General features: G+C 63.7%; 19 protein-coding genes and 1 pseudogene. 6 read left to right on the top strand and 14 right to left on the bottom strand.

What is annotated here, in order from left to right; all coding sequences use genetic code 11:
* Positions 1 to 95: 95 nt before the first annotated feature.
* The 3 genes from UC34_RS22140 to UC34_RS22130 all read right to left on the bottom strand — a co-directional run bounded on the left by UC34_RS22140 (position 96) and on the right by UC34_RS22130 (position 3,327).
* Complete coding sequence (locus UC34_RS22140) at positions 96 to 623, bottom strand: chemotaxis protein CheD (protein WP_044457222.1); 528 nt, start codon at positions 621 to 623, stop codon at positions 96 to 98.
* The gene (locus UC34_RS22135; RefSeq protein WP_044457221.1) at positions 607 to 1,449 is read right to left on the bottom strand and encodes a CheR family methyltransferase; all 843 of its coding nucleotides are present in this window, start codon (positions 1,447 to 1,449) and stop codon (positions 607 to 609) included. The genes UC34_RS22140 and UC34_RS22135 overlap by 17 nt, the downstream gene beginning before the upstream one ends.
* Positions 1,450 to 1,629: 180 nt before the next feature.
* A complete protein-coding gene (locus tag UC34_RS22130; RefSeq protein WP_044457220.1) occupies positions 1,630 to 3,327 on the bottom strand; it encodes a methyl-accepting chemotaxis protein in 1,698 nt (565 codons plus the stop codon).
* A gap of 704 nt (positions 3,328 to 4,031) precedes the next feature.
* On the opposite strand from UC34_RS22130, the gene UC34_RS26020 reads away from it, so the two are divergent.
* Positions 4,032 to 4,160, top strand: coding sequence for a hypothetical protein (locus UC34_RS26020; RefSeq protein WP_257786673.1), 129 nt, complete (start codon positions 4,032 to 4,034; stop codon positions 4,158 to 4,160).
* 226 nt (positions 4,161 to 4,386) lie between these two features.
* Here the strand turns inward: UC34_RS26020 and UC34_RS22125 are convergent, their stop codons facing one another.
* Both UC34_RS22125 and UC34_RS22120 read right to left on the bottom strand, forming a co-directional pair.
* Positions 4,387 to 4,701 (bottom strand): hypothetical protein, encoded by a 315-nt coding sequence (locus tag UC34_RS22125; RefSeq protein ID WP_044457219.1) that lies wholly within the window; start codon positions 4,699 to 4,701, stop codon positions 4,387 to 4,389.
* A gap of 364 nt (positions 4,702 to 5,065) precedes the next feature.
* Positions 5,066 to 5,368, bottom strand: coding sequence for a hypothetical protein (locus UC34_RS22120; RefSeq protein ID WP_044457218.1), 303 nt, complete (start codon positions 5,366 to 5,368; stop codon positions 5,066 to 5,068).
* A 267-nt stretch (positions 5,369 to 5,635) separates the two neighbouring features.
* Here UC34_RS22120 and UC34_RS22115 point away from each other — a divergent pair, with 267 nt between their 5' ends.
* Complete coding sequence (locus UC34_RS22115) at positions 5,636 to 6,106, top strand: VOC family protein (protein WP_044457217.1); 471 nt, start codon at positions 5,636 to 5,638, stop codon at positions 6,104 to 6,106.
* 107 nt (positions 6,107 to 6,213) lie between these two features.
* On the opposite strand, the gene UC34_RS22110 is transcribed toward UC34_RS22115, so the two are convergent.
* From UC34_RS22110 to hemA, 5 genes are all read right to left on the bottom strand, one after another.
* Positions 6,214 to 6,849, bottom strand: a complete 636-nt coding sequence (locus UC34_RS22110; protein WP_044457216.1) for a UbiX family flavin prenyltransferase — start codon at positions 6,847 to 6,849, stop codon at positions 6,214 to 6,216.
* A gap of 43 nt (positions 6,850 to 6,892) precedes the next feature.
* Positions 6,893 to 7,207 carry a Grx4 family monothiol glutaredoxin gene (grxD, locus tag UC34_RS22105; protein ID WP_044458554.1) on the bottom strand — a complete coding sequence of 105 codons (315 nt, stop codon included), beginning with the start codon at positions 7,205 to 7,207 and terminating at the stop codon, positions 6,893 to 6,895.
* Positions 7,208 to 7,287: 80 nt separating this feature from the next.
* Entirely contained in the window at positions 7,288 to 8,154 is an 867-nt protein-coding gene (gene prmC, locus UC34_RS22100) for a peptide chain release factor N(5)-glutamine methyltransferase (protein WP_044457215.1), read from the bottom strand.
* Positions 8,154 to 9,236, bottom strand: coding sequence for a peptide chain release factor 1 (gene prfA, locus UC34_RS22095; RefSeq protein ID WP_044457214.1), 1,083 nt, complete (start codon positions 9,234 to 9,236; stop codon positions 8,154 to 8,156). The genes prmC and prfA overlap by 1 nt, the downstream gene beginning before the upstream one ends.
* A complete protein-coding gene (gene hemA / locus UC34_RS22090; RefSeq protein WP_044457213.1) occupies positions 9,237 to 10,523 on the bottom strand; it encodes a glutamyl-tRNA reductase in 1,287 nt (428 codons plus the stop codon).
* Between the two features lie 320 nt (positions 10,524 to 10,843).
* On the opposite strand from hemA, the gene UC34_RS22085 reads away from it, so the two are divergent.
* A complete protein-coding gene (locus UC34_RS22085) occupies positions 10,844 to 11,101 on the top strand; it encodes a GlsB/YeaQ/YmgE family stress response membrane protein (RefSeq protein ID WP_044457212.1) in 258 nt (85 codons plus the stop codon).
* Positions 11,102 to 11,640: 539 nt separating this feature from the next.
* Positions 11,641 to 13,137, top strand: coding sequence for an MDR family MFS transporter (locus UC34_RS22080; protein ID WP_044457211.1), 1,497 nt, complete (start codon positions 11,641 to 11,643; stop codon positions 13,135 to 13,137).
* 155 nt (positions 13,138 to 13,292) lie between these two features.
* On the opposite strand, the gene UC34_RS22075 is transcribed toward UC34_RS22080, so the two are convergent.
* Positions 13,293 to 15,764, bottom strand: coding sequence for a penicillin acylase family protein (locus UC34_RS22075; protein WP_072617522.1), 2,472 nt, complete (start codon positions 15,762 to 15,764; stop codon positions 13,293 to 13,295).
* Positions 15,765 to 15,840: 76 nt separating this feature from the next.
* Between UC34_RS22075 and UC34_RS26145 the strand changes: the two are divergent.
* Positions 15,841 to 16,377, top strand: a pseudogene (locus UC34_RS26145) (GtrA family protein); the annotation flags it as partial.
* Here the strand turns inward: UC34_RS26145 and UC34_RS22065 are convergent.
* The 3 genes from UC34_RS22065 to UC34_RS22055 form a co-directional block, all read right to left on the bottom strand.
* Positions 16,322 to 17,473 (bottom strand): glycosyltransferase family 2 protein, encoded by a 1,152-nt coding sequence (locus tag UC34_RS22065; RefSeq protein ID WP_084070894.1) that lies wholly within the window; start codon positions 17,471 to 17,473, stop codon positions 16,322 to 16,324. The pseudogene UC34_RS26145 and the gene UC34_RS22065 sit on opposite strands and share 56 nt — an antisense overlap.
* Before the next feature lie 47 nt (positions 17,474 to 17,520).
* Positions 17,521 to 18,855 carry a glycosyltransferase family 87 protein gene (locus UC34_RS22060; RefSeq protein WP_072617521.1) on the bottom strand — a complete coding sequence of 445 codons (1,335 nt, stop codon included), beginning with the start codon at positions 18,853 to 18,855 and terminating at the stop codon, positions 17,521 to 17,523.
* Between the two features lie 341 nt (positions 18,856 to 19,196).
* Positions 19,197 to 20,657 carry an SLC13 family permease gene (locus UC34_RS22055; RefSeq protein ID WP_084070892.1) on the bottom strand — a complete coding sequence of 487 codons (1,461 nt, stop codon included), beginning with the start codon at positions 20,655 to 20,657 and terminating at the stop codon, positions 19,197 to 19,199.
* A 69-nt stretch (positions 20,658 to 20,726) separates the two neighbouring features.
* Between UC34_RS22055 and UC34_RS22050 the strand changes: the two genes are divergently transcribed.
* A complete protein-coding gene (locus UC34_RS22050; RefSeq protein WP_044457209.1) occupies positions 20,727 to 21,383 on the top strand; it encodes a GntR family transcriptional regulator in 657 nt (218 codons plus the stop codon).
* The last annotated feature ends 49 nt before the right edge of the window (positions 21,384 to 21,432 follow it).

The raw sequence follows: 21,432 nt of genomic DNA, 5'->3' as shown, positions 1-21,432 counted from the left end.
CTGATATCCGTGACAGGGGGATCCCGTCGCCGGCAGAACGGTCGAGCCTGCGACAGCGTCGCGATGCAAAAACGGAAATCCTGGTGTGCGCGCGTTCATGATTCACGTCCCACGAGTCTGAGTGCGGGGCGGCGCGGCATCGCGGCGCCCCCGTTCGTGCCAATGGCGCGCACCAGAAAGGCGTGGTGCGTGCAGTCGATCGTCAGTTGACGACCGACTTCGCCGCCGACCTCCACATGCACGATCGGAATGCCGGCTTCCGTAATCAGCGCCTGCGCCATCTTGGCGTTGGCCACGCCGATCAGGCCGTGTTTCGCCGGTGGCTGATGCGGCATCATGTTGCCTCCGCCGGCGATGACGGCTTCGATTTCGCCGCGGCGCGCACCGTCCGCTTTCATGAGCGCGAGCAATGAAGGCACGGCCTGCGTCACGTACTTGGCGCCAATCGCAAGCGTCGGATGCGGCGATTCCGGCAACAGGCAGTGGGCGAGCCCGTACAGGCCGCGCGCACGCCACATCAGACCGATGCCCACACACGAACCGAGGGTCGCGCGCAGGACATCTGCGCCGCGCCCGATGCGCACTTCGCCCATCAACACCTGAATGTCATGCGACGGCCCCATTCGATGCTCCCTGATTGCGGTAAATGAGCGGTTGCTCAAACCGATAGCCGGTCGAGAGTCGTGAGAGCGACTCCGATTCCCCGACAATCAGCACGCCTTCGGGGGTAAGCGTGCGACGTACGTTCTCCAACACCCGTTCCTGGTCCGATGTCTCGAAATAGATCAGCACATTGCGCAGCATGACGAGATCGAACGCCTCGCGGCGCGCCATGCGTTGATACAGGTTGTGCTCCGCAAACGTGATATGCGCCCGCAGTTCCGGCGCGACGGTGAAGCCACCCGCACTCGCGCGAAAGTACTTGGCCAGCATGGCGGGGCGTTGCTGCTTCAACCCATCGATGCTCCGTCCGCCGTAGTTGCCCGCCATGGCGATGGCCAGCACGTGGCTGGAGATATCAGTGGCGTGAATCTGATACTGGAAACCCGGATGCCGAGCGCGGAATTCCTCGCAGATCATTGCGGCGGAGTAAGACTCCTCGCCGGAGGAGGCAGCCGCGGACCACATCCGGAACGTCTGTCCGGGATGTGCCGCCTGCCAGCGCGGCAGGTAGTGCTGTGCGAAGTAGTCCCACACGCGCGGGGTGCGGAAAAACGTCGTCTCGTTCGTGGTGACGAGATTCACAAAATTGCGAATCTCGTCTGGGGTGTTCTCCAGCAGCGCCAGATAATCACGATAGCAACGCAGCGATAGCGTACGAAGGCGGGGGCGAAGACGGCCCTGCAACATCGTCCATTTTTTCTCGTTCATCGAGATGCCGGTGTGCCGGTGAACAGCGCGCAGGAGCGCTTGCTGGGTGACAACATCGGCTTCGGCTTCGATTTCCATATCGGGCCCTTTGGGCGAACGTTGAGGCTGGCGACGACCGGGGGGCGTCCTCGGCCGGCGTCGGCAGTGACTGACGCGCGGCGTCGATGCTCGTCGGGGGAAGCCGGGCACGTGACTCGGGAGGTGACAGCGCCCGTTGCTCATGCCGCCACCCGCGCGTCGCACCCGCACTCGTATCCGTTACACCTTGAAGCGCGAGACGGTGCGGTCAAGTTCCTCCGCGCCCTGATTGAGGCCGGTTGTCGCGTGCGCGATGGTTTCGCACGCTCCGGCCGATTTCTCGGTCTCCTCTGCCACGTGCTGAATCGCGAGACTGACCTCCCGCGCTGCGACGAGCTGTTCCTCGGCGGCGCACGAAATTTCGGAGATCGCCTGCGTCGTCCGCGACACGCCGTTCACGATCTTCTCGAACGCTTCCCCGGCCTGACGCGACACGTCGCTGCCTTGCGCCACGCGCTTGGTCGACTCGTTGATCAGTTTCGAGATTTCCTTGGTCGCTTGCGACGAGCGCTCGGCGAGCTTGCGCACTTCGTCGGCCACCACGGAGAAACCCAGCCCATGCTCGCCCGCCCGAGCGGCTTCGATGGCCGCGTTGAACGCGAGGAGGTTGGTCTGTCCGGCGATCTCGCCAATCACCTTCACGATCTCGCCGATGTCTTCCGAAGACTTGTTGATCAACTCCATCGCCTCGATGGAGCGGGCAATGGCCCGCGAGCCCGTCTCGGCTTCCTGCTGCGTGGATTTGGCCAGTTGATCGGCACCCTTCGTGTTGTCGGCAATCGAGTTGATCGACGCCGTCAGTTCCTCGATGGACGCGTTCATTTCCTCCACCGTCGCGCCTAGCGCCTGCGCACCCGTCGCCACCGTGTTGGCGCGATCGGCAATGTCGCGCGATGCGCCCGAAAATTCGCCCGCCGAGTTGACGACCTTGCCGATCACACTGCGCAGGTCGTCCATCATGTGGCGAATGCCGTCGGCCAGCTGATCAATGGGTTCGGCGCCCGAGACGGCGATGTCGCCGGTCAGGTCGCCCGCCGCCGCGCGATTAACGGTGTCGAGCAGCAGCGCGACCTTGCGCTGGTCCTCCTCGGCACGGCGCTTCACGCTCGCTTCGAGCTCCACTTGCTGCGTGATGTCCGTAGCGAACTTCACGACCTTGTATGGGCGACCGTTCGCGTCGAGGATCGGGTTGTACGTCGCCTGAATCCAGACTTCGCGCCCGCCGCTGCCCACGCGCTTGTAGCGTCCGGCATCGAACTCGCCACGGTTGAGTTTGGCCCAGAAGTCCCGGTAGGCGGGCGATGCGACGTAGTCGGCCTGGCAGAACATGCGGTGATGCTTGCCGCGGACTTCGTCGAGTGAATACCCGAGCGTTTTCAGAAAGTTGTCGTTGGCCGTGATCACGGTGCCGTCGAGATGAAATTCGGTGACGGCCTGTGCGATGTCCATGGCGCGGACTTTGCCTTCGAACTCGGCTTGCCGTGTGCGCTCGGCCGTGACGTCGGTGGCGAACTTGATGACCTTGTACGGTGCACCGTTGGCGTCGAATACCGGGTTATACGAGGCGTGGATCCACACTTCGCGTCCGCCCTTGCCGATGCGCTTGTATTCGCCGGTGTCGAAATCCCCTCGGCCGAGTTTGGCCCAAAAGTCGCGGTACGCCGCGGAGGCCGTGTATTCGGGCTCGCAAAACATGCGGTGGTGCTGCCCCTGAACTTCGTCGAGACGGTAGCCGAGCGTTTGCAGGAAATTCTCGTTAGCGTGAAGCACGCGTCCCTGCAAGTCGAATTCGATGACGGCCTGCACGCGATTGAGTGCGGCAGTGACCGCTTGTAGTTCCTGCTGTTCCATCTGGAATTCAGGCGTGGCGATTTCCATGAATTTTCCCCTGATACGTTTGCCCCGGCACGTGTCGTGCGGCCGTCACGAAAGGGATGCTGCGTTCCCCCCAATTGAGCGCGCAGTCCTCTATAGACGCGATTACGACAGCGAATCAGGCAACTTGAGATTGGTGCCAACCCGCATCTGGTTCATGCCAATAGGGCATAAATCGCTTCAAAAGCCGCGTCCAATAAGGATTTAAAGATAAAGGAAAGAAATAAGAAGTCGACGCTCATGTAGCGTCAATACATTTCAAACGCACACCTGAAATGAAGATACGAGAAGTGCCTGCACATGCACGGTGCAGGAGAGTGACGCAATCCTGTGTCGGAGGCTGCCCGACGAGGATGGGCGAGATGGGAAAAAAAGCCTCCCCCCGCGTCTGCAACGGGAGGAGGGTTTGAGTCAAAGCCGCACTTTTCGGGGCAATTGAAAGGGCGACGCAAATGACTATGCAATCGCCGTGCCAACCCACGGGGGCGCCGCCAACCCGCATGGATATTGAGTTCCGGTGTCTCGGCCGAGCGCCGCGGTGAGCGATGTTACGGCCACACACCACGCATGTTACGTAACAAAGTGCGACACGTTCCCCGTTTGGCAACCTTCGCTTACACGGCTTACAGACACGTGATGGGCTTCGTGCAGACGCGACGATATAAAGAAAGCGAACGAATTGGCGTTCGTCCTTGTGGAGTCAGATCATGAAGTTAGTCGTCGCTGCGTTGCTTGCCGTTACGCTTGCCGGATGTGTCGTGGTGCCTGAGCGGCCGTATTACGGGGGTTATTACGGAGGAGGCTATTACGGACATCGTTGCTGTTATCGCTATTAACACGCGATGCTCCGAATTGCAGGCAATGAGATTCATTTCGGTCGCTGCGTGTACGAGGGATTCGACTTTTAATGCGAATCCGTCGTCCTTCAAGATTGGATCGATCCGTTTGTGAGCGATGACGCATAAAGTCGCGATAAATCGCCAGGGATTTATTACGGCGCATGAATAAAGCCCCGCAGGTCGGTGGACCTTGCGGGGCTTGTTATGGAGAGCGTGTCGCAGGTTATCGGCGATGGTGCCAGTCGCGGCGATCCCAGTCGCGGCGTTCCCACCCGCGCTCGTGATGCCAGTGGCGCGGCGGCGGCCCGCGCCAGTAGCGAGGCGGCGGGCCGTAGACGACCGGCGGTGGTGCGACGACCACCGGTGCCGGGCCGTAGACGACCGGCGGCGGCGCATACATGGGGGCCGGTGCCACGAAGGCGGGGCCGGGAATCCCGATGTTGACCGAAACGTCGGTACGCGCAAACGCGCTACTTGTGGTGAAGGCGGCGGCCAGGCCTGCCACGGCCGCCGTCGCGATCCAGAAATGACGTTGCATCTGTTCTCCTTTTTCGACTTGTCGCTCCCGTGTCCGCGGTGCCCTGACGTATGTCGTATGGCACGGCGGCGCGCGATCCGTGAATCGAATTTTACGGATGACCCGCGAAGCGCGGTGCTACGGCGGCACTACAGATGTAACAAGGCGTAAGGAACCGGAAGGCGATTAACGTCAACGATTAACGGCAACGATTTACGCCAACGATTAACGGGACAGCGATCACCGGCGGCAGCCAACGGCAGCGTTTAACCCGATTGGCCGGTATCGACGAGGAGGTCGTCTTGCGATTGCGGGGGGAGGAGACGGCAGATGCGCCGAGCGCGTTCGCGCCCGGGCAGCTCGCATGAACGCCTGGCAGGGACCTTCAGCGACGTTCGTGATCGCGCGGTGCGAGGAAGCTGGCCGGACGACGACCGCGACGCGCGGAGGTCGCGAAATACGACGGACGCCGCAAATCCTGCGTGTCGTTCGGCGAGCGCCAATAGGGCGTGCGTGGGGTGCCGAGCAAGTCCCCGGGACGATGCGGCGAGAGCGGCGGCATGGCGGCCGGCCAGGCGACATTGCGCCATCGGGCGCCGGCGGGGACCACAAGCACGAGCATGACGAACACGAGCGTCACGACGGCGTAGACGACAACAGGCGAAAGGGAGAAGAGGGCGGTCTCCATGTCAAACTCCGGTCGCAAACCTGTCACACCACTGGGGGGATGCGTGCGGGCATGCGGCCCGCCACGCAAAGTGTGGCGTTTTCACTATAGTCCATGCGGCTCTCGCTGGCACTCGGTTGATGCCACGCGGGTTGCAGGACTACACTACAAACGCAGTTTCCCGAATGCCGTCGCCACTTTGCAATCCGGGGGATCGTGATGAACCAGGCCGTTTTGGACCCCAGCCCCGCCGTCGAATCTGCGGCACGCGTCACTCCTGTGTCCCCTGTGGCGATCGATCATGTCGCGTATCCGAGTTACGACGCGACACTCACACACCGATTCTACGTCGAGGTCATGGGTTTCACGCTGGCAGGGGCGCAGAGCGGCATGAGCCGTCTGTGGGGCAAGCCCTATCTGCTCGTGAGCTATCAGATCGCGCCCGGACAGGCGCTGGCCTTTTTCAATTGCGACGGACTCGCGCCCGAACCCCATCCCCATCCCGATACGCCGGCCACGCAGATCCACCATGTGGCGTTGCGTGTGTCCGAGCGCGAGGCGCTCGATCGCTGGAAGTCCCGCCTGAATGCCCATGAGGTGCCGTTCGCCGTGGAGCGTCATGACGACGGCGAACATCTCTATCTGCTGGATCCGAACGACGTCATGCTGGAATTGTGCGTGCAAACGCCGGCGTCCGCCGCCGGGCAGACGCACGGGGCGCTCGATACGTTGCAGCGCTGGGTGGATGGCGTGCGATGAAAAGTGCGCGCGGTGGGATGAGGCGGTAAGGCGTAGCGGTGCAGTGCCGAAGGCGTACAGGCGAAAGCCCGGGACATGGACCCGGTGACTCGCAAAACCGGCGGATCTCAGGCTTCCGCGTCCTTGCCGAGGCCGTCCCAGCTCGAGGCGACGGGCGGCGCAATCGCGAACAGGTCGATGACGCGCGCGACAGTGTCGTCGACCATCGCATCGAGCGAAGCCGGACGGTTGTAGAACGCAGGTAGCGGTGGGTAGACGATGCCGCCCATCTCGGTGACGGCCGTCATGTTGCGCAGATGGGCGAGGTTGAAGGGCGTTTCGCGCACCATCAGCACGAGGCGACGGCGCTCCTTCAGGGTGACGTCGGCGGCGCGCGCGATCAGGTTATCCGAGAGGCCGTGCGCCACGCTCGCGAGTGTCTTCATCGAACAGGGGGCGACGACCATTCCCGCCGTGGCGAAGGAGCCGCTGGCGATGTTCGCGCCGATTTCGCGCACGCTGTGATACTGATCGGCCAGCGCCTGCACCTCGGCGCGATCCATCCCCAGTTCGTGGCGCAGCGTGAGCCAGCCCGCGCCCGACACCATCAAATGCGTTTCGACGCCGCCCATCGCGCGCAGGCGCTGGAGCAGACGCACGCCGTACACGGCGCCTGTTGCCCCCGTTATGGCGACGATCAGACGCACCGGCGTGCGCGCGCCGGGAACTTGCGTCGAAACGTTCGAAACGTTTGAGACAGTCATTGGACGCGGCGCCCTCGCTGCGAAAGCCGGAACGACCGAGAGATCAGGCGAGTTCGGCGATGATCTGCTTGAGTTCGCCGCTTTGGTACATCTCCATCATGATGTCCGAGCCGCCGATGAATTCGCCGTTGATGTAGAGCTGCGGAATGGTCGGCCAGTTGGCGAATTCCTTCACGCCCTGACGGATTTCGTCGTCTTGCAGCACGTCGACCGTGAAGAGATCGTTGACTTCGCAAGCCTTCAGAATCTGCACGGCACGGCCCGAGAAGCCGCACATCGGAAATTGCGCGTTGCCCTTCATGAACAGGACGACGGGATGCTCGGAGACGATTTGCTGGATACGTTGCTGGGTAGTCATGATCGGAAGCTCGTGGGGATGCCGGAAAGTCGGCGTATCCGGCATTTTAGCGGTTTTCGGGCGCGTTCGTCGGATGCCGCTCAGACGTGTCGACCACCGGTGGTGCGCTCAATCCCGGCAAGGTCGCGCTCGGACATCACGTCCACGAACCCCGCTGCCGTGCATAGCGCCCTGACGTCCGGCGCCTGATGGTAGCCGTGCTCGCACAGCAGCCAGCTATCGGGCAGCAGTCGCGACGGCGCCCCTGCCACGATAACGCGCAAGGCCGCCAGCCCGTCGGCATGGTCGGTCAGGGCATCGACCGGCTCGAAGCGCAGGTCGCCCTGCGAGAGGTGTTCGTCGCCCGAGACGATGTAGGGTGGATTGGAGACGATGATGTCGAACGGGGCGGTCTCGGCAGGCAGCGCGCCATACCAGTCGCTTTCGAGGAACCGGACGCGAGCCTCCAGCCCCAATTGGCGAGCGTTCTCCCGGGCGACATCGAGGGCGTTCGCCGAACGATCCAGGGCGGTCACCTCTGCGTCGGGACGCCCATGCGCAATAGCCAACGCGATGGCGCCGCTGCCGGTGCCCAGATCGAGCACGCGCGGCATGCGGCGTCCTTCGAGTCGAGCCAGCGCCAGTTCCACAAGCAGTTCCGTCTCGGGACGGGGGATGAGCACCGAGGGGCTCACCTTGAGCGTCAGGCCGAAGAATTCGCGGGTGCCGGTCAGATAGGCGATAGGCTCGCCTGCCGCGCGCCGCGCATGAAGCGACCGGTAGGCGGCGAGCGTCTCCGGCGCCAGGGGCTCACGGTCGCGGGTAATCAGTTGGGTGCGGGTCCAGCCGAGTATGTGGGCGAGCAGAATGCGCGACTCCGCGGGCGGCAAGCCGGGCTCGCGCAGCAGTGTCGCCACGGTGGCGGCATCGGTCTTCTTCGCATTGTCCCCATGCACGCCCGATGTCATCAGACGGCCTCGCCCAGCGACGCGAGCAGTTCCGCCTGATGCTCGGTCACCAGCGCGTTGATCATCTCGTCGAGATCGCCGTCCATGATGTATTCGAGCTTGTAAAGCGTGAGGTTGATGCGGTGATCCGTCATCCGCCCCTGCGGGAAGTTGTATGTGCGAATGCGCTCCGAGCGATCGCCGGAGCCGATCAGACTCTTGCGGGTGGCCGCTTCCTTGGCTTGCTGAGCACGCAACTGGGCGTCCTTGATGCGAGCGGCCAGTACCTTGAGCGCCTTGTCCTTGTTGCGATGCTGCGAGCGGTCGTCCTGACACTCCACGACGATACCCGTGGGCAGGTGCGTGATGCGCACGGCCGAATCCGTCTTGTTGACGTGCTGGCCGCCGGCGCCCGAGGCGCGGAACGTATCGATGCGAATGTCGGCCGGATTGATTTCGACATCGGCCACGTCGTCGGCTTCCGGCATGACGGCCACGGTGCAGGCGGAGGTATGAATGCGCCCCTGCGTTTCGGTCGCGGGCACACGTTGCACCCGATGGCCGCCCGACTCGAACTTCAGACGCGAATACGCACCCTGACCGACCAAACGGACGATCACTTCCTTGTACCCGCCCAGATCCGATTCGCTCGCCGACATGATTTCAACCTGCCAGCGCTGCCGTTCGGCGTAGCGCGTGTACATCCGCAGCAGATCGCCCGCGAACAGCGCCGATTCGTCTCCCCCGGTGCCGGCGCGAATTTCCAGATAGATGTTGCGGTCGTCGTTGGGGTCGCGCGGCAGCAGCATGCGTTGCAGCGTGCCCTCCATATCTTCCATGCGGGCGCGGGCGGTGGCGGCCTCGTCTTCGGCGAACTCGCGCATTTCCGGATCGGACGCCATTTCCTGCGCCGCCGCCACATCGTTGTGCGCCTGGCGGTATTGCTGATATTGCGCGACGACAGGTGCCAGCTCGGCATGTTCGCGCGTGAGCTTGCGGTAGTTGTCCAGGTCGCGGGTGACATCGCCCTGGCTCAATAGGCCATCAAGCTCGACCAGACGTTGCGTCAATTGGTCGAGCTTGGCTTGCATGCTCGCTTTCATCTATTTGTCGGCGGTTCCCGAGGTGCGGAACAGTTCGGGAATGAGGTGAATGATTTGCTCGCGCGAATCGCCGCGCGCCGTATTGAGCGCGTGGGTCGGGCCGTGCAGGAATTTCTTGGTGAGGGACTGGGACAGGGCTTCGAGCACGGCGGCAGGGTCGTCGCCACGCGCGAGCATGCGCTGGGCACGCTCGAGTTCCGCCACGCGCATGGCCTCGGCAGAGCCGTGGATGTCGCGAATGACCGGCACGACGCTGCGTGCGTCGAGCCACTGCATGAAGTTCTGCACACGGGTCTCGATGATCGCCTCGGCTTGCGCGACGGCAGCCTGACGCAGCGCATTCCCTTCACGTACGACCGCGCCGAGATCGTCGACGGTGTACAGGAAGACGTCGGCCAGACGGCCCACTTCCGGTTCGATGTCGCGTGGCACGGCCAGATCGACCATGAACATCGGCTTGTGCTTGCGCGCCTTGATGGCGCGCTCGACCGCACCGAGGCCGATCAGCGGCAGGGTACTCGCCGTGCACGACACGACGATATCGAACTCGTGCAACCGCTGTGGCAACTCCGACAAGCGGATGGCCGTGCCGCCCAGGCGTTCGGCGAGCTTTTCGCCACGCTCGGCAGTCCGGTTTGCGATGTATAGGGCTTTCGGGTTTTGCGCAGCGAAGTGCGTGGCGCACAGATCGATCATCTCGCCCGCGCCGATGAACAGTACCTTTTGCGTACTGATGCTCTCGAAGATGCGCTGCGCGAGACGTACCGCAGCGGCGGCCATCGACACCGAATGTGCCCCGATCTCGGTCTGGCCACGGACTTCCTTGGCCACGGCGAACGTGCGCTGGAAAAGCTGATTCAGATACGTCCCCAGGGCGCCGGCCTCGGAGGCGGTGCGCACCGCGTCTTTCAACTGCCCCAGGATCTGTGTCTCGCCGAGCACCATCGAGTCCAGACCGCTGGCGACGCGAAAGGCGTGGCGAACTGCGTCGGATTGGGGCAGGGCGTATAGATGGGGAGCGAGATCGCCGGCGGGAATGTTGTGGAACTGGGAAAGCCAGTGCACCGCGCGCTCGCGGGCCGCGGCGTCGTCCGTCACGCAATAGATCTCGGTGCGGTTGCACGTCGACAGGATGGCGGCCTCGGGGGCGCTCAACTTGCCGCTGCTCGTCCACAGGCTCTTGAGACCCGCCAGCGCCGGTTCGATCCGCTCGAACGGAAACGCCACCCGTTCGCGCAGCGAGACGGGCGCCGTGTGGTGGTTCAGGCCGAGAGCGAGCAGTTGCATGATGTGGGGGATCTGATAGCCCCTGATTATAGCGCGTCGACGCGATGCCCGTTTCCGTGGCGCCACGCCGCCCGCGCATTCTGAATTGCGTGCTCCATCATCGCGCAGACGCCCATTTTTGACAAATAGGCATCCCTTATACCCGGCATAGCGATGTCCGGCGTCCCGGCGGCCGCATGGGCTTTCTCTTGATATATCAGATGTCGGCCGGCGCCGTCGGGCGAATACAACAGGCGGACCGGCGGGGTGTGGGGATCCGGCGCGAGCCTTCGGAAATCGGGGCTATACTGCGTTCGGGTTCCCGTCCTTGGAGGTACGTCATGGGCATTATCGGCACCATCGTCGTCGGTCTGATCGTTGGTCTCATCGCGCGCGCCCTGCATCCCGGGCGGGACAGCATGGGCATCATCATGACCATCATCCTCGGCATTGCTGGCGCGCTGCTCGCCAGGTATGTCGGCCAGTTCCTCCACCTCTATACCGAAGGCGAGTCGGCCGGCTGGATCGCTTCGATCATCGGCGCGATCGTACTGCTGGCGATCTACGGCGTGATCAAGCGCAATCGCGGCACTGCATGAGGCCGTTCACGGTGCGGTTCCCGTGCTCGCGTGGATCGCGAGCCGGATTCTCGCGCCGTGATAATCGCGCGAATCGATGCGCCGATGAGCCGGTAAGCCGTCGGAGAGCGCTGCGACGATAAGCCGCAAGGCCGTGTCGGATTTCGGGACGCCAAACGTCGTCATCCCGCAACGGTGTAACGCTTTCGGCTTTCGGCGCTCGCCTTCGGCATCGGCATCGGCATCGCGCGGGTATTTCGTCGTCCAAAACCTTCCAAAACCTGAGGGTGAGCAGGGGCTTGTCGGAACGAACCGGCACTTGCCCGCACCGTGCAAGGCTTTCGGGAGGAACCGCGAGGCAGTTCGGCGAGCGTCATACGCGTTTTGCTGCATTGGGCTATGCTTGTCGCCATCGCCAGGCCCAAGTCGTCTTGACTACGCGTGCGGCATCGCCGCCACGTTCGATCCCCGTCTTCCGCCATCTGGCGTGGCTGCTGCGCCCGACAGGGGTGTCGCGCCTTTCTCGCAAGTTGTTACGCACCCCCACTTCACAAAAAAACATGTCTGCGACACGCAATTCCGTGCGGCCATTGATTGTGGCATCCGTCATGGCGGCAACGTCTATGGTGGCCATCGAAGCCACGATCATCTCGACGGCCATGCCGCAAATCGTCGCCCAACTGGGTGGCCTGAATCTCTACAGCTGGGTCTTTTCCGCCTTTCTGCTCGCGCAGACGGCCATGACGGTGGTGTTCGGCAAACTCGCCGACCTCTATGGTCGCAAGCCGGTCATTCTCGTGGGCATTGCCGTTTTTCTCATCGCCTCGCTCGGCGGCGGGCTCGCGTGGTCCATGCCCGCGATGATCGCATTCCGTCTGTTGCAGGGCGTAGGCGCCGCGTGCATTCAGCCGGTCAGCCTCGTGATCATTGCCGATTACTACCCGATCAGCGAGCGCGGCAAGGTACAGGGCTGGCTCGCCAGCGTCTGGGCCATCTCGGCAGTGCTTGGCCCGATGCTCGGCGGTCTCATCATTCGCGATCTGTCGTGGGCGTGGATTTTCTGGATCAACATTCCCATCGGCCTGCTTGCCGCTGCCGGTTTCGTGGCTTATCTGCATGAAGACGCGCCGCGTCAGCGACCAAGCATCGACGTGATGGGCGCCGTGTTCTTCACGATCGCGGTGGCCGGGCTGATGATTGCCCTGACCGACGCAAATGCGTTCACCGACACGCATGTCTGGGGCGGCATACTCGTATGTGCTGTCGCCGTCGTCCTCTTCGTCTGGCAGGAGCGCCGCGCGAAGGACCCGATGATCTCGTTTGCCCTGTGGAGTCGCCGCCCGATTGCGGCGGCCAATGCGGCGACGTTGCTCTCCGGCATGGTGCTCATGGGACTGACCACCTTCCTGCCAATGTATGCGCAGGGCGTGCTGCGTCAGACACCGGTCGTCGCCGGCATGGCGCTCACGATGATCATGGTCGGCTGGCCCATCGGCGCCACGTTCGCCGCGAAGACGTTCACGCGCTTCGGCCTGCGGCGCATTCTTGTCGGCGGCAGTCTGCTCATGCCGCTTGGCGGGCTCGTTTTTGCGTTGCTCGGCCCGAGCAGTTCGCCGTTGCTCGCCGGTTTTGGCTCGTTGCTGATGGGTTTCTCGATGGGCACGGGCAGTGTGAGCGCACTGGTGCTGATTCAGGAAATCGTCGATCCGTCGCAGCGCGGCAGCGCCACGGCGTCGAACATCTTCTCGCGAAATCTTGGCAGCACGCTGGGCGCGACGCTTTTCGGCGCCGTGCTCAACTTCGGGTTGACGCATTCGAGTGGCCTCGCGCCTGTGACCTCCGATCAACTGCGCCACGTGCTGGAGGATCGCGGCGTGTCGTCGGTGGCCGACGAGGCGATCCGCGCCGTGTTGCAACACTCGCTGCACCTCACGTTCCTGTCGATCCTCGCGATTTCGATCGGCGTCATGCTCTTGCTGCTGCTGGTGCCGACCAACGCGGTCGACTCGCGCAGCATCAAACGCGACAAATCGGAGTTTGTACCCGGCGGGCACTGATGCGCGCTCCACCGACCCTCAGGCGACGCGCCAGGAGCGCTCGCTAAGGGGTTAGGTGGTCGATTGGCGCTCGATCTGCGCTCGATAAGCGTCCGCGGGACGTTATCGAGCGCTGCTCCATTCATGTCGCCGCGCGTATCGCGCGCGGTGACACGTCAACGTGCCGTCGCCGGCACCAGATGCAAACGTGACTCCGTCGCCGCTTCCACCGCCTCGCGCGAATACGGCAGCTTGAAATACTCGCCGTCGAGCCACTTTTGCGCCAGATCGCGGTAGTGCGGGCTGTCCGGGTTGCCCGACTCGCCCGGCAGGTTCATCGCGCGCGTGTTGTCCCAGTTGCCCACGTCGACCACGATCCGGAACGACGGGCCGTTCGTCTGACGGAAGTCGCTCACGCGGTAGGTCGACTGGTTCGGCGTGAACGGACTGCCTCCTTTCGCCAGCGGACCGACGTTGAGTTTGGCGCGCATCTCGGCGTCCACGGCGTCTGCGAGCGGATGGGCATTGAGGTTCGTATGGAGCTTGCCCCATTGCCAGGTGCCCGGATCGGTACCTTGCAGCCTCATCATTTCCCCCCACGCCTCACCGAGACTCGTAAGCAACACGGCGTCGCGCTTGGCGTTGGCGTTCGCACCGAAACGCGCCGCAGGCTGCTCAAGCGCGTCGAGCATGGCCGCCGGGTCGGGAGCGCCGAAGGTGTCTGCCGCGGACTTCGGCAGCACGGCGTTCTTGTACGCGCGTCCCAGGTGTCGGCTGAACCAGACTTCTTCGAGCGCGGCTTGCGCCGAGTCGGCCCCCATGTGGGCGTCCCACCCCTTGAGAAGTGTAAGCGCCGCTGACGTTTGCGGATCGTCGCTGGACAGCGGTGCGAGCAGCGCCACCAGACGCCGCGCCGGTATCGACACGATATCGTTCTGCAACCGCTCGGAGTCCTCCAGCGACACCTTGTCCTTCGCCTTGAGGACTTCGTCGATACGTGCGTGACGCGAGCCGTTCGTCCACTCGAAGCCGAGCTTGCGCTGCGCGTACGGATAGCCCGCCGGCATGTTCATTTCGTTGGATGTCGTGAAATAACCGCTCGCCGGGTTATAGGCCGACGGCAGCTGATCGCGTCGCCAGAAGCCCGCCCATTCGTAGCGGCCGTCTCCTGGCACCGGCATCAGGCCGTCCCAGTTAGGACGAATCGGGGCCATGCCGCTCGGGACCCAGCCGATATTGCCCGACGTATCTGCATAGACCTGGTTGACCGTTGGCGCCCCCCACGTATCGAGCGCCGTCTGGAACTGGGCGAAAGTCTTCGCGCGCATGTAGCGCATGGCGTCGAAGTAGGGCGACATGCCCGGCTCCAGCCACGCGGTACGCACGGCATACGCATGATGCCGGGCCGCGTCGACATAGATCACCGGACCGTGCTTCGTGAACTTGAGATCGGTCTGCACCGGTGCACCGTCGCGCACATCGATGGTCTCGTGCACCGTTCGCATCGGCACCCACTTCCCTCGGTATCGGTATTGATCGGGGTTCGCCGGGTTCAGGTCGTAGACGTACAGATCCTCCTGGTCGATATTGAAAATCGTGAGTCCGAACGCGATGGTGCCGTTATGCCCGATGGCGACGCCGGGGATCGCGGGCTCGCCCGCGCCGATGAGATTGAGGGTCGGGGTGCTGACCTGCACGATGTAGCGCAGGCTCGGCGCGGCGAAGGCACGGTGCGGGTCGTTCGCCATGATGGGGCGGCCGGTGGCCGACTTCTGCGGCGAGACGACCCAGTTGTTGCTGCCTTCGGCCGATTCCGTGGAAACGTCGTAAGGGCCGTTTTCCGCCAATTGCACGACGTCGGCATTGGCGTGCTGCAGCGATTCCTTCGTGATCTTCACGCCTTGCGTGGCGAGGTCGAAGACCTTGAGCAAGTCGTCGGGCAGGCACGGGTCCAGCCCGTCGGGCACCTGCGTCTTCCATGCGGGCTGGAGGCCGACACGCACGCCGTCTGCATCGAGCGACGCCTTGCAAACCACTTTCGCGCGGGCGACTTCGCTCTTCAGGTTGCGGGTCAGGCCGTGGCTGCGAATGCGAACGATGTCCTCGGCAGACCACTTCGCGGGCCAGTAGCCCACCTTTTTGAATTCGTACGGCATCTGATCGGGATGCCGGGCGAGCCAGTCGATGTAGGCGTTCACGCCAGCGGCGAACGCCTCGGCGGCCGGCTTGGCATCCGGGCCATATCGACGCCATTCGGTCGCCATGTCGCCGCGATAGACGAAGCGGCGCGCGGCGTCGTCCTGCGCCACATAGGCGCGCCCGAACACTTCGGACAACTGGCCCAGCCCCCGGCGTCGCCAGAGGTCGATCTGAAACAGACGATCGCGCGCCGCATTGAAACCCTGCACGAAAAAGCCGTCGCGCTCGTTTGCGGCGAAGATGTGCGGCACGCCGTTGCGATCGATCAGGATATCGGCGGGTTGCGACAGCCCCTCGACCTGCATGGTTTGCGAAGTAACGGGCGCCGCGGAAGCGAGGAGAGATGCGGGGGGAGTTGCGGTGGCGTCGGCTGCGTGCGAAGCGGCGCTCCACGTCGTGACGGCAAAGGCCAGAACACTGGCGGCGTGGATGGCGTTGGGGCGTTGCATTGTCTTCCTCCTGTCGTTGTCGGACGTCGTCTTTTCATTACGGAGTACCTCGCAATCCTAGACGTCTCGTACAGGCATGCAACCCATGTTCCGCGAAAATGGCATAAATTCTTATTCGTCCAACCCTGACGGGGCCGTGCCTCCATGTTGCATTGCAAACATTTCGTGGCAACTCGCGCGTGTGCTGGTATCGTCAGGTGAACCAACGCCGAACTCACTTGCCAGCGTGACCGAAACGATGCCGGACTCGCGTCAGATATCTGCTCAAGAAGGCGCCACGCGCCTGCAACGCCTGCGCGCGTCGCCGCATGTGCGCACGCTGGTGGTGCCATTGATGCGGTTCGGAGTGTCCGGCGCGATTTCAACGGCCGTGCATGTGATCGTGGCGATCACGCTGATCGAGGCGTTCGGCGCGGGTTCGGTACTCGCCAATGCCGTCGCATTCTGCGTCGCGACGCCGTGCTCCTATCTGCTTAATACGCTATGGAGCTTTTCTGCGCGCGTACACCGCACGAGCCTCGCGCGATTCCTGCCGGTGTCGGTGTTCGGACTGATGCTCACGACAGTCGTCGCACGAACGGTCGAGCATCTGGGAGGCAACCATTGGAGCGGGATCGCGGCGGTCGTGCTGATCGTGCCGCCGACGACTTTCCTGCTCCATCGTTACTGGACATATCGGCGCGTGTGACGGGGCGCGGCTGTACGCGCATGCCGGCGCGCGACGGCAGGTGACTGATCTTTACGCCCGTCTGATAACGCCAGCGTACGAGATACAGCGGACGTCCCTTCGATTCGTAATAGATGCGTCCGACATACTCGCCGATCACGCCGATGCCCACGAGTTGAATTCCGCCAAGGAACAGAACCCCGACAAGCAGCGATGCGTAGCCGGGCACGTCTACCCCGTGAATGATCGTGCGCAGGGCGATGTAGCTGCCGTAAGCGAGCGAGAGCAGGGCGAGCGAGACGCCGATGTAAGTCCAGCAGCGAAGCGGCACGGTGCTGAAGCTGGTAATGCCTTCGAGTGCGAAGTTCCACAGGCGCCATCCGGAGAACTTCGACTCGCCCGCGCTGCGTGGCTCGCGCACGTATTCCACGATTTGGGTGCGAAACCCCACCCATGCGAACAGGCCCTTCATGAAGCGGCGGCGCTCGGGCAGTCGCCGGATCGCATTCACGACTCGCCGGTCCATCAGGCGAAAATCACCGACGTTCTCCGGCAGCTTTACCTCCGAGAGCCGATTGTGCACGCGGTAATAGAGTCCCGCCGCCACGCGCTTGGCGACGCTGTCGCTCGCGCGATTGGTGCGCTTGGCCAGCACGACCTCGGCGCCGTCGCGCCAGCGTTCGATCATCACGGGGATGAGCGCCGGTGGGTCCTGAAGGTCGGCGTCGATGGGGATGACGGCGTCGCCCACCGCCTCGTCGATGCCCGCGCTCAAGGCCGCCTCCTTACCGAAGTTGCGCGTGAAATCGATGACGCGGATGCGCGGGTCTTCGCGCCTGAGCGCAAGCAATGCGCCCAGCGTGTCGTCGGTGCTGCCGTCGTTCACGCAGATGATCTCGAAGCGCGCGTTGGCGACGCCGTCGAGCACCGGGGCCACGGCGCGATAGAACGCGTCGAGTGCCGGCGCTTCGTTGTGACAGGGCACGACGAGCGAGATGAGCGGCGCGCGAAACTGTGTCGATGACGACGCTGATGATGACATTGACGCGCGGGAGGTATCGGTACGGGCAGCGGCGCGGGGCATGGCGATTACCTCGTGAACGCGGGCGTGGAGTCAGTGCGGCGCAGCGGTGCGACGGCACGATCGCCGTCGGTGTGTGCGGGGTGGCTGGCATCGGCAACATGTGCGAGGCGACGGCGACGTCGCCACAACATGACGAGCGTACCCAGCGTGATGAACGGCAGGAACTGGACGCCGATCTGCATCGATCCCAGCAGGCCGAGCATCGGCGTAATCCACAACAGCACGAGCCATTCCCGTTCGCCGCGCAGCCATCCCCGTGCGACGCCGTCTCGCACATACCAGGCGATGACGACGGCGAGCAGCGCGAGATCGTAGTCGTAGAGGTAGGGACTGACGAGTGTCGTGGCGCATACGAGCGTGGCGGCGCGCAGGGCAAACACCCCGGGGCGCCGCCAGAAGTCGATCAGGACCGCGACGGCGCCTAGCGCGATGACCGCATGAATCGCTGCTGCCACGCCGACTGGCGCCCCCAGCATGCGCGCCGTGATGAAGAAGGTCGGCACGCGCGCGATCTGTGCCGCCCCGTTGGAGATGCTCTCGCGAGCGAAGGTCGAGGCGTGCAGGAAGGCGGCATAGACGTCGACGCCGAAGAGCGTAGCGGCGAGCAACGTCGTGCCGACGACGGTGACGATGCACGCGGCGAGCGCGCGCCACTCGCGTGCGCAAAGAAAGGCGAGGGGAAAGAGCAGGGCGACGTGCGGCTTGACGAAAAGCAGTCCGGCGAATACCCCGGCCCATACGGGCCGTTTGCGCAGCATGGCGAGCGAGAAGCCCGCAAGCGCCGTGGTATAGAGGGCGATCTGGCCGGTCACGATCACGAGCATGACGCCGGGAAACCCGAGCGTCGGCACGCGCGCGTCGGGCCAGCGGAGCGTGCGTCGCAATGCGGCGTAATAGAGGCTCAGACCGATCAACGCATACAAGACGTAAGCGTAGACGTAAGGCAACAGCGCGAACGGCGTGACAAAGACCATCATCACCGGCGGATACAACCACGGCAGGTAGCCACCGAGGTTTGCCGCCCACGGTTGTTCTGCAATCTGGAGCTTCGACATCAGCTCGACGTCATAGGCGTCGATCGCGTGGCCGTGCAGCACGAAGTGCGCGGCCCCCCAGAACGGCAGGAAGTCGACAGCGGCGGGGCTGATGGTCGGCGTGCCCGACAGAAAGTACCGATACGCCCACACGCACAGCACCGCGAGCGTCATGAAGATTCCGGCGCCGCCATAAAAGCGCAGCCGCGCGCTGTCCTCGGACCAGTGCCGACGCGCACCAGGCCCGCATGGCGTGGACGGCGCTGGAGGTGTGGCTTCGGTGACAGCCGACGGCTTCGATGTCATGCAAGACTCCCCTTGGCTGCATGAAACGGCTTGGTTCGACTACGGTGACTGCCTTCGGAGTTTCGGTATGGCGGGCGGCGCTCGTTGTTGCTCGTTGTTGCTCGTCGTTGCTTGTTGTGGCTCGTTGTCGCTTGTCGCCGCTTGTTTTCCTGGCTGATGAGCGATTGTGGCGGCATGCGGGCGAGTCCCTCAAGCAGGGCATTCCCCATGCGATTTCATAGTAGACGAGATGGTCTGCGAAACGATTGACATCCACCGTATCGGTGTCCGTCCGATGGTAGCTCCGTGTTCGTCTCGCAAACCAGCGTTTGAAATGAAAGCTCGACAGTGGCGTATTCAGGTCAGCGAAGCGACAGCAAACCCATGACGTGCCACCACACGGCGGTCAGTGGCACGACACTCAGCAGCGCGACAAGCGCGGTGGCAATGCAGTAGCGCGTTGCGTCCCGGATGCCAATGCCGGCGAGCGCCATGGCGAGCACGAGCGGCGGAGCCTGATAGGGAAGCGCGATGGTCGAGATGCCGACTGCCTGCGTGAGCAAAATGGCCGTTGCGCCAAGCGGGGCGCCGACGGCGAGGGCCGGTACCAGTGGCGTGTAGAGCGCGGGCGCGGCGTTGGACGTGACAAGGAACGTGAGGACGATCGACAGGACAACCAGCCCCAGATAAGCGAGCATCGTCGACAGTTGTGCCAGATCGAGATGGGCCAGCAAGGGGCGCAATGCGTTGGCGAGTCCTGCGTGATCGACGGCTGCCGTCAGGCCGATGATGGCGGCGACGAACCACAGCGGGGCAAGTTTGACCTGCTTGAGGAAGGCGTCGGCATTCACGAGACGCAGCGGGCCCAGACACAGCAATGCAATGCCCAGCCCGACCCAACCCGCGGCAACGTGGTGCCACGGTTCGGTAAGCCAGAGCGCAAGCATGAGCGTGAGCGCGGCGAGAAGCCGCTTTTCGTGTGCGCTCATGGGGGTGTCGCGCGCCGTGGCGTCAGACCCGTTCTCTGCGCGGGGTGTCGTCAGACGATCCGGGAATAGCCGTTTTGCCACGACGACGAGCACGATGCCCCGAACGATGGCGAGTGTGGGCACGAGCGCGATTGCGTACTCGCCATAACCGAGATGCAGGCCGAGGACCGTTTCGGCGGTACCCGCCATGACGAGGTTGGGCAGATTGGCGGGCAAGATCGCGGTGGACAGTTCGCAACTGGCCAGGGCCGTGGCGAGCATCAGGCCGATACGCCCCGGGCGGCCCGGCGTGAGGCCGACGCGGTCGCAGAAGCTCAGCACGATGGGCGTGAGAATGGCGATGCGACCGAGTGTCGAGGGCATCACGATCGACAGCGCGAATGCGATGGCAACGAACCCGGTGAGTGCGAGCCCGTACGCTCGGCCGCAATGGTCGGCCAGCCGCGAGGCGACACGTTCGCCCAGCCCGGTGACGTTCAGCGCCATGCCGATCACCGCGCCGCTGAACACCAGCCAGAACGCGCTCGATGTGAAGCCGGAGAAGACGACGTTCGCGCCCAGCGACGTGCACGTGGCGAGCAGAAACATCAACAGCAGCGATACGACGAAGTCCGGCAGCCAGCCCGTGGCCCAGTAACTGAGGCAGAGCAAAAGGACGACCGCCACAGCGAGCGGATCGCCGCGCAACCCTGCCGCGTGCAGCGCGACGCCCGCCACAGCACACAGGCCGGCGAGCAGCGCATGCTGCCAGAGGCGTTCGGGGTGGAAGGCGTCGGGAGTCGATGTCGACGAAGGCGATGGTGAGGGTGGTGAGGACGGGCTGGGTACAGACATGGACGTCACCTTTTCTAAATAATATATAATTTGATGTGATTATATATTGTTAACCGAAAGAGGCGAACGATGCGTCAGGAGTCGGGCACGGGAACCGCAGTCGAGCGGGCATACGAAGCGCTGAGGGAGCAGATCGGCCGTGGTGAGTTGAAGCCGGGCGAGGCCTTGCGGCAGGACCATCTGGCTGCTGCGCTGGGGGTGAGTCACGTGCCGGTGCGCGAGGCGTTGACCATGCTCGCGTCGGACGGACTTGCGGTGAGTCGCATGAATCGCGGCACGGTGGTGACGTCGCTCACCGAGGACGACGCGCTGGAACTGGCGGATTTTCGGGCGTTGCTGGAGGGGCGCCTGATGGCGCTGGCCATGCCGAATCTTTCACGCGCGGATCTCGCCCGCGCCAGAGCGGCGCTGGACGCGCTGGAGGCCGCCACGGACCTGGCGGACATTGTGACGCGCAATGCCGCGTTCCACGGCATGCTCTACGCGAAGGCGGAGCGTCCGTACTTCCAGCGGGCGATCGCCACGGCGCGTCTGAATCTCGGCCGTTATCTCTTTCTGACCTGGCAAAAGCCGCGCAATGCTGCGCGCTCGCATGAGGAACATCGCGAATTGCTGCGCTTGTGCGAGGCCGGGGACGACGCGGGCGCTGTCGCGCTGGTGCAGGCGCACAACCGTGCGACGGGCGAGCAAATCGCGCAGATCATTCGGGAAGGATGGCAATCTTGAGGTGAGACTACAAAAAGACTATATTTAGTCCTATTCGGGAATCGGACAT

The organism is Pandoraea vervacti, assembly GCF_000934605.2.
In the GTDB taxonomy this organism is placed as follows: domain Bacteria; phylum Pseudomonadota; class Gammaproteobacteria; order Burkholderiales; family Burkholderiaceae; genus Pandoraea; species Pandoraea vervacti.
This window is presented reverse-complemented; position numbering and strand designations above follow the sequence as displayed.

Excerpts from the sequence above, each read along its gene's own strand:
- UC34_RS22140 (WP_044457222.1), bottom strand. The coding sequence starts at position 623 with ATGGGGCCGTCGCATGACATTCAGGTGTTGATGGGCGAAGTGCGCATC.
- UC34_RS22135 (WP_044457221.1), bottom strand. The coding sequence starts at position 1,449 with ATGGAAATCGAAGCCGAAGCCGATGTTGTCACCCAGCAAGCGCTCCTG.
- UC34_RS22130 (WP_044457220.1), bottom strand. The coding sequence starts at position 3,327 with ATGGAAATCGCCACGCCTGAATTCCAGATGGAACAGCAGGAACTACAA.
- UC34_RS26020 (WP_257786673.1), top strand. The coding sequence starts at position 4,032 with ATGAAGTTAGTCGTCGCTGCGTTGCTTGCCGTTACGCTTGCCGGATGT.
- UC34_RS22125 (WP_044457219.1), bottom strand. The coding sequence starts at position 4,701 with ATGCAACGTCATTTCTGGATCGCGACGGCGGCCGTGGCAGGCCTGGCC.
- UC34_RS22120 (WP_044457218.1), bottom strand. The coding sequence starts at position 5,368 with ATGGAGACCGCCCTCTTCTCCCTTTCGCCTGTTGTCGTCTACGCCGTC.
- UC34_RS22110 (WP_044457216.1), bottom strand. The coding sequence starts at position 6,849 with ATGACTGTCTCAAACGTTTCGAACGTTTCGACGCAAGTTCCCGGCGCG.
- grxD (WP_044458554.1), bottom strand. The coding sequence starts at position 7,207 with ATGACTACCCAGCAACGTATCCAGCAAATCGTCTCCGAGCATCCCGTC.
- prmC (WP_044457215.1), bottom strand. The coding sequence starts at position 8,154 with ATGACATCGGGCGTGCATGGGGACAATGCGAAGAAGACCGATGCCGCC.
- prfA (WP_044457214.1), bottom strand. The coding sequence starts at position 9,236 with ATGAAAGCGAGCATGCAAGCCAAGCTCGACCAATTGACGCAACGTCTG.
- hemA (WP_044457213.1), bottom strand. The coding sequence starts at position 10,523 with ATGCAACTGCTCGCTCTCGGCCTGAACCACCACACGGCGCCCGTCTCG.
- UC34_RS22085 (WP_044457212.1), top strand. The coding sequence starts at position 10,844 with ATGGGCATTATCGGCACCATCGTCGTCGGTCTGATCGTTGGTCTCATC.
- UC34_RS22080 (WP_044457211.1), top strand. The coding sequence starts at position 11,641 with ATGTCTGCGACACGCAATTCCGTGCGGCCATTGATTGTGGCATCCGTC.
- UC34_RS22075 (WP_072617522.1), bottom strand. The coding sequence starts at position 15,764 with ATGCAACGCCCCAACGCCATCCACGCCGCCAGTGTTCTGGCCTTTGCC.
- UC34_RS22065 (WP_084070894.1), bottom strand. The coding sequence starts at position 17,473 with ATGTCATCATCAGCGTCGTCATCGACACAGTTTCGCGCGCCGCTCATC.
- UC34_RS22060 (WP_072617521.1), bottom strand. The coding sequence starts at position 18,855 with ATGACATCGAAGCCGTCGGCTGTCACCGAAGCCACACCTCCAGCGCCG.
- UC34_RS22055 (WP_084070892.1), bottom strand. The coding sequence starts at position 20,657 with ATGTCTGTACCCAGCCCGTCCTCACCACCCTCACCATCGCCTTCGTCG.
- UC34_RS22050 (WP_044457209.1), top strand. The coding sequence starts at position 20,727 with ATGCGTCAGGAGTCGGGCACGGGAACCGCAGTCGAGCGGGCATACGAA.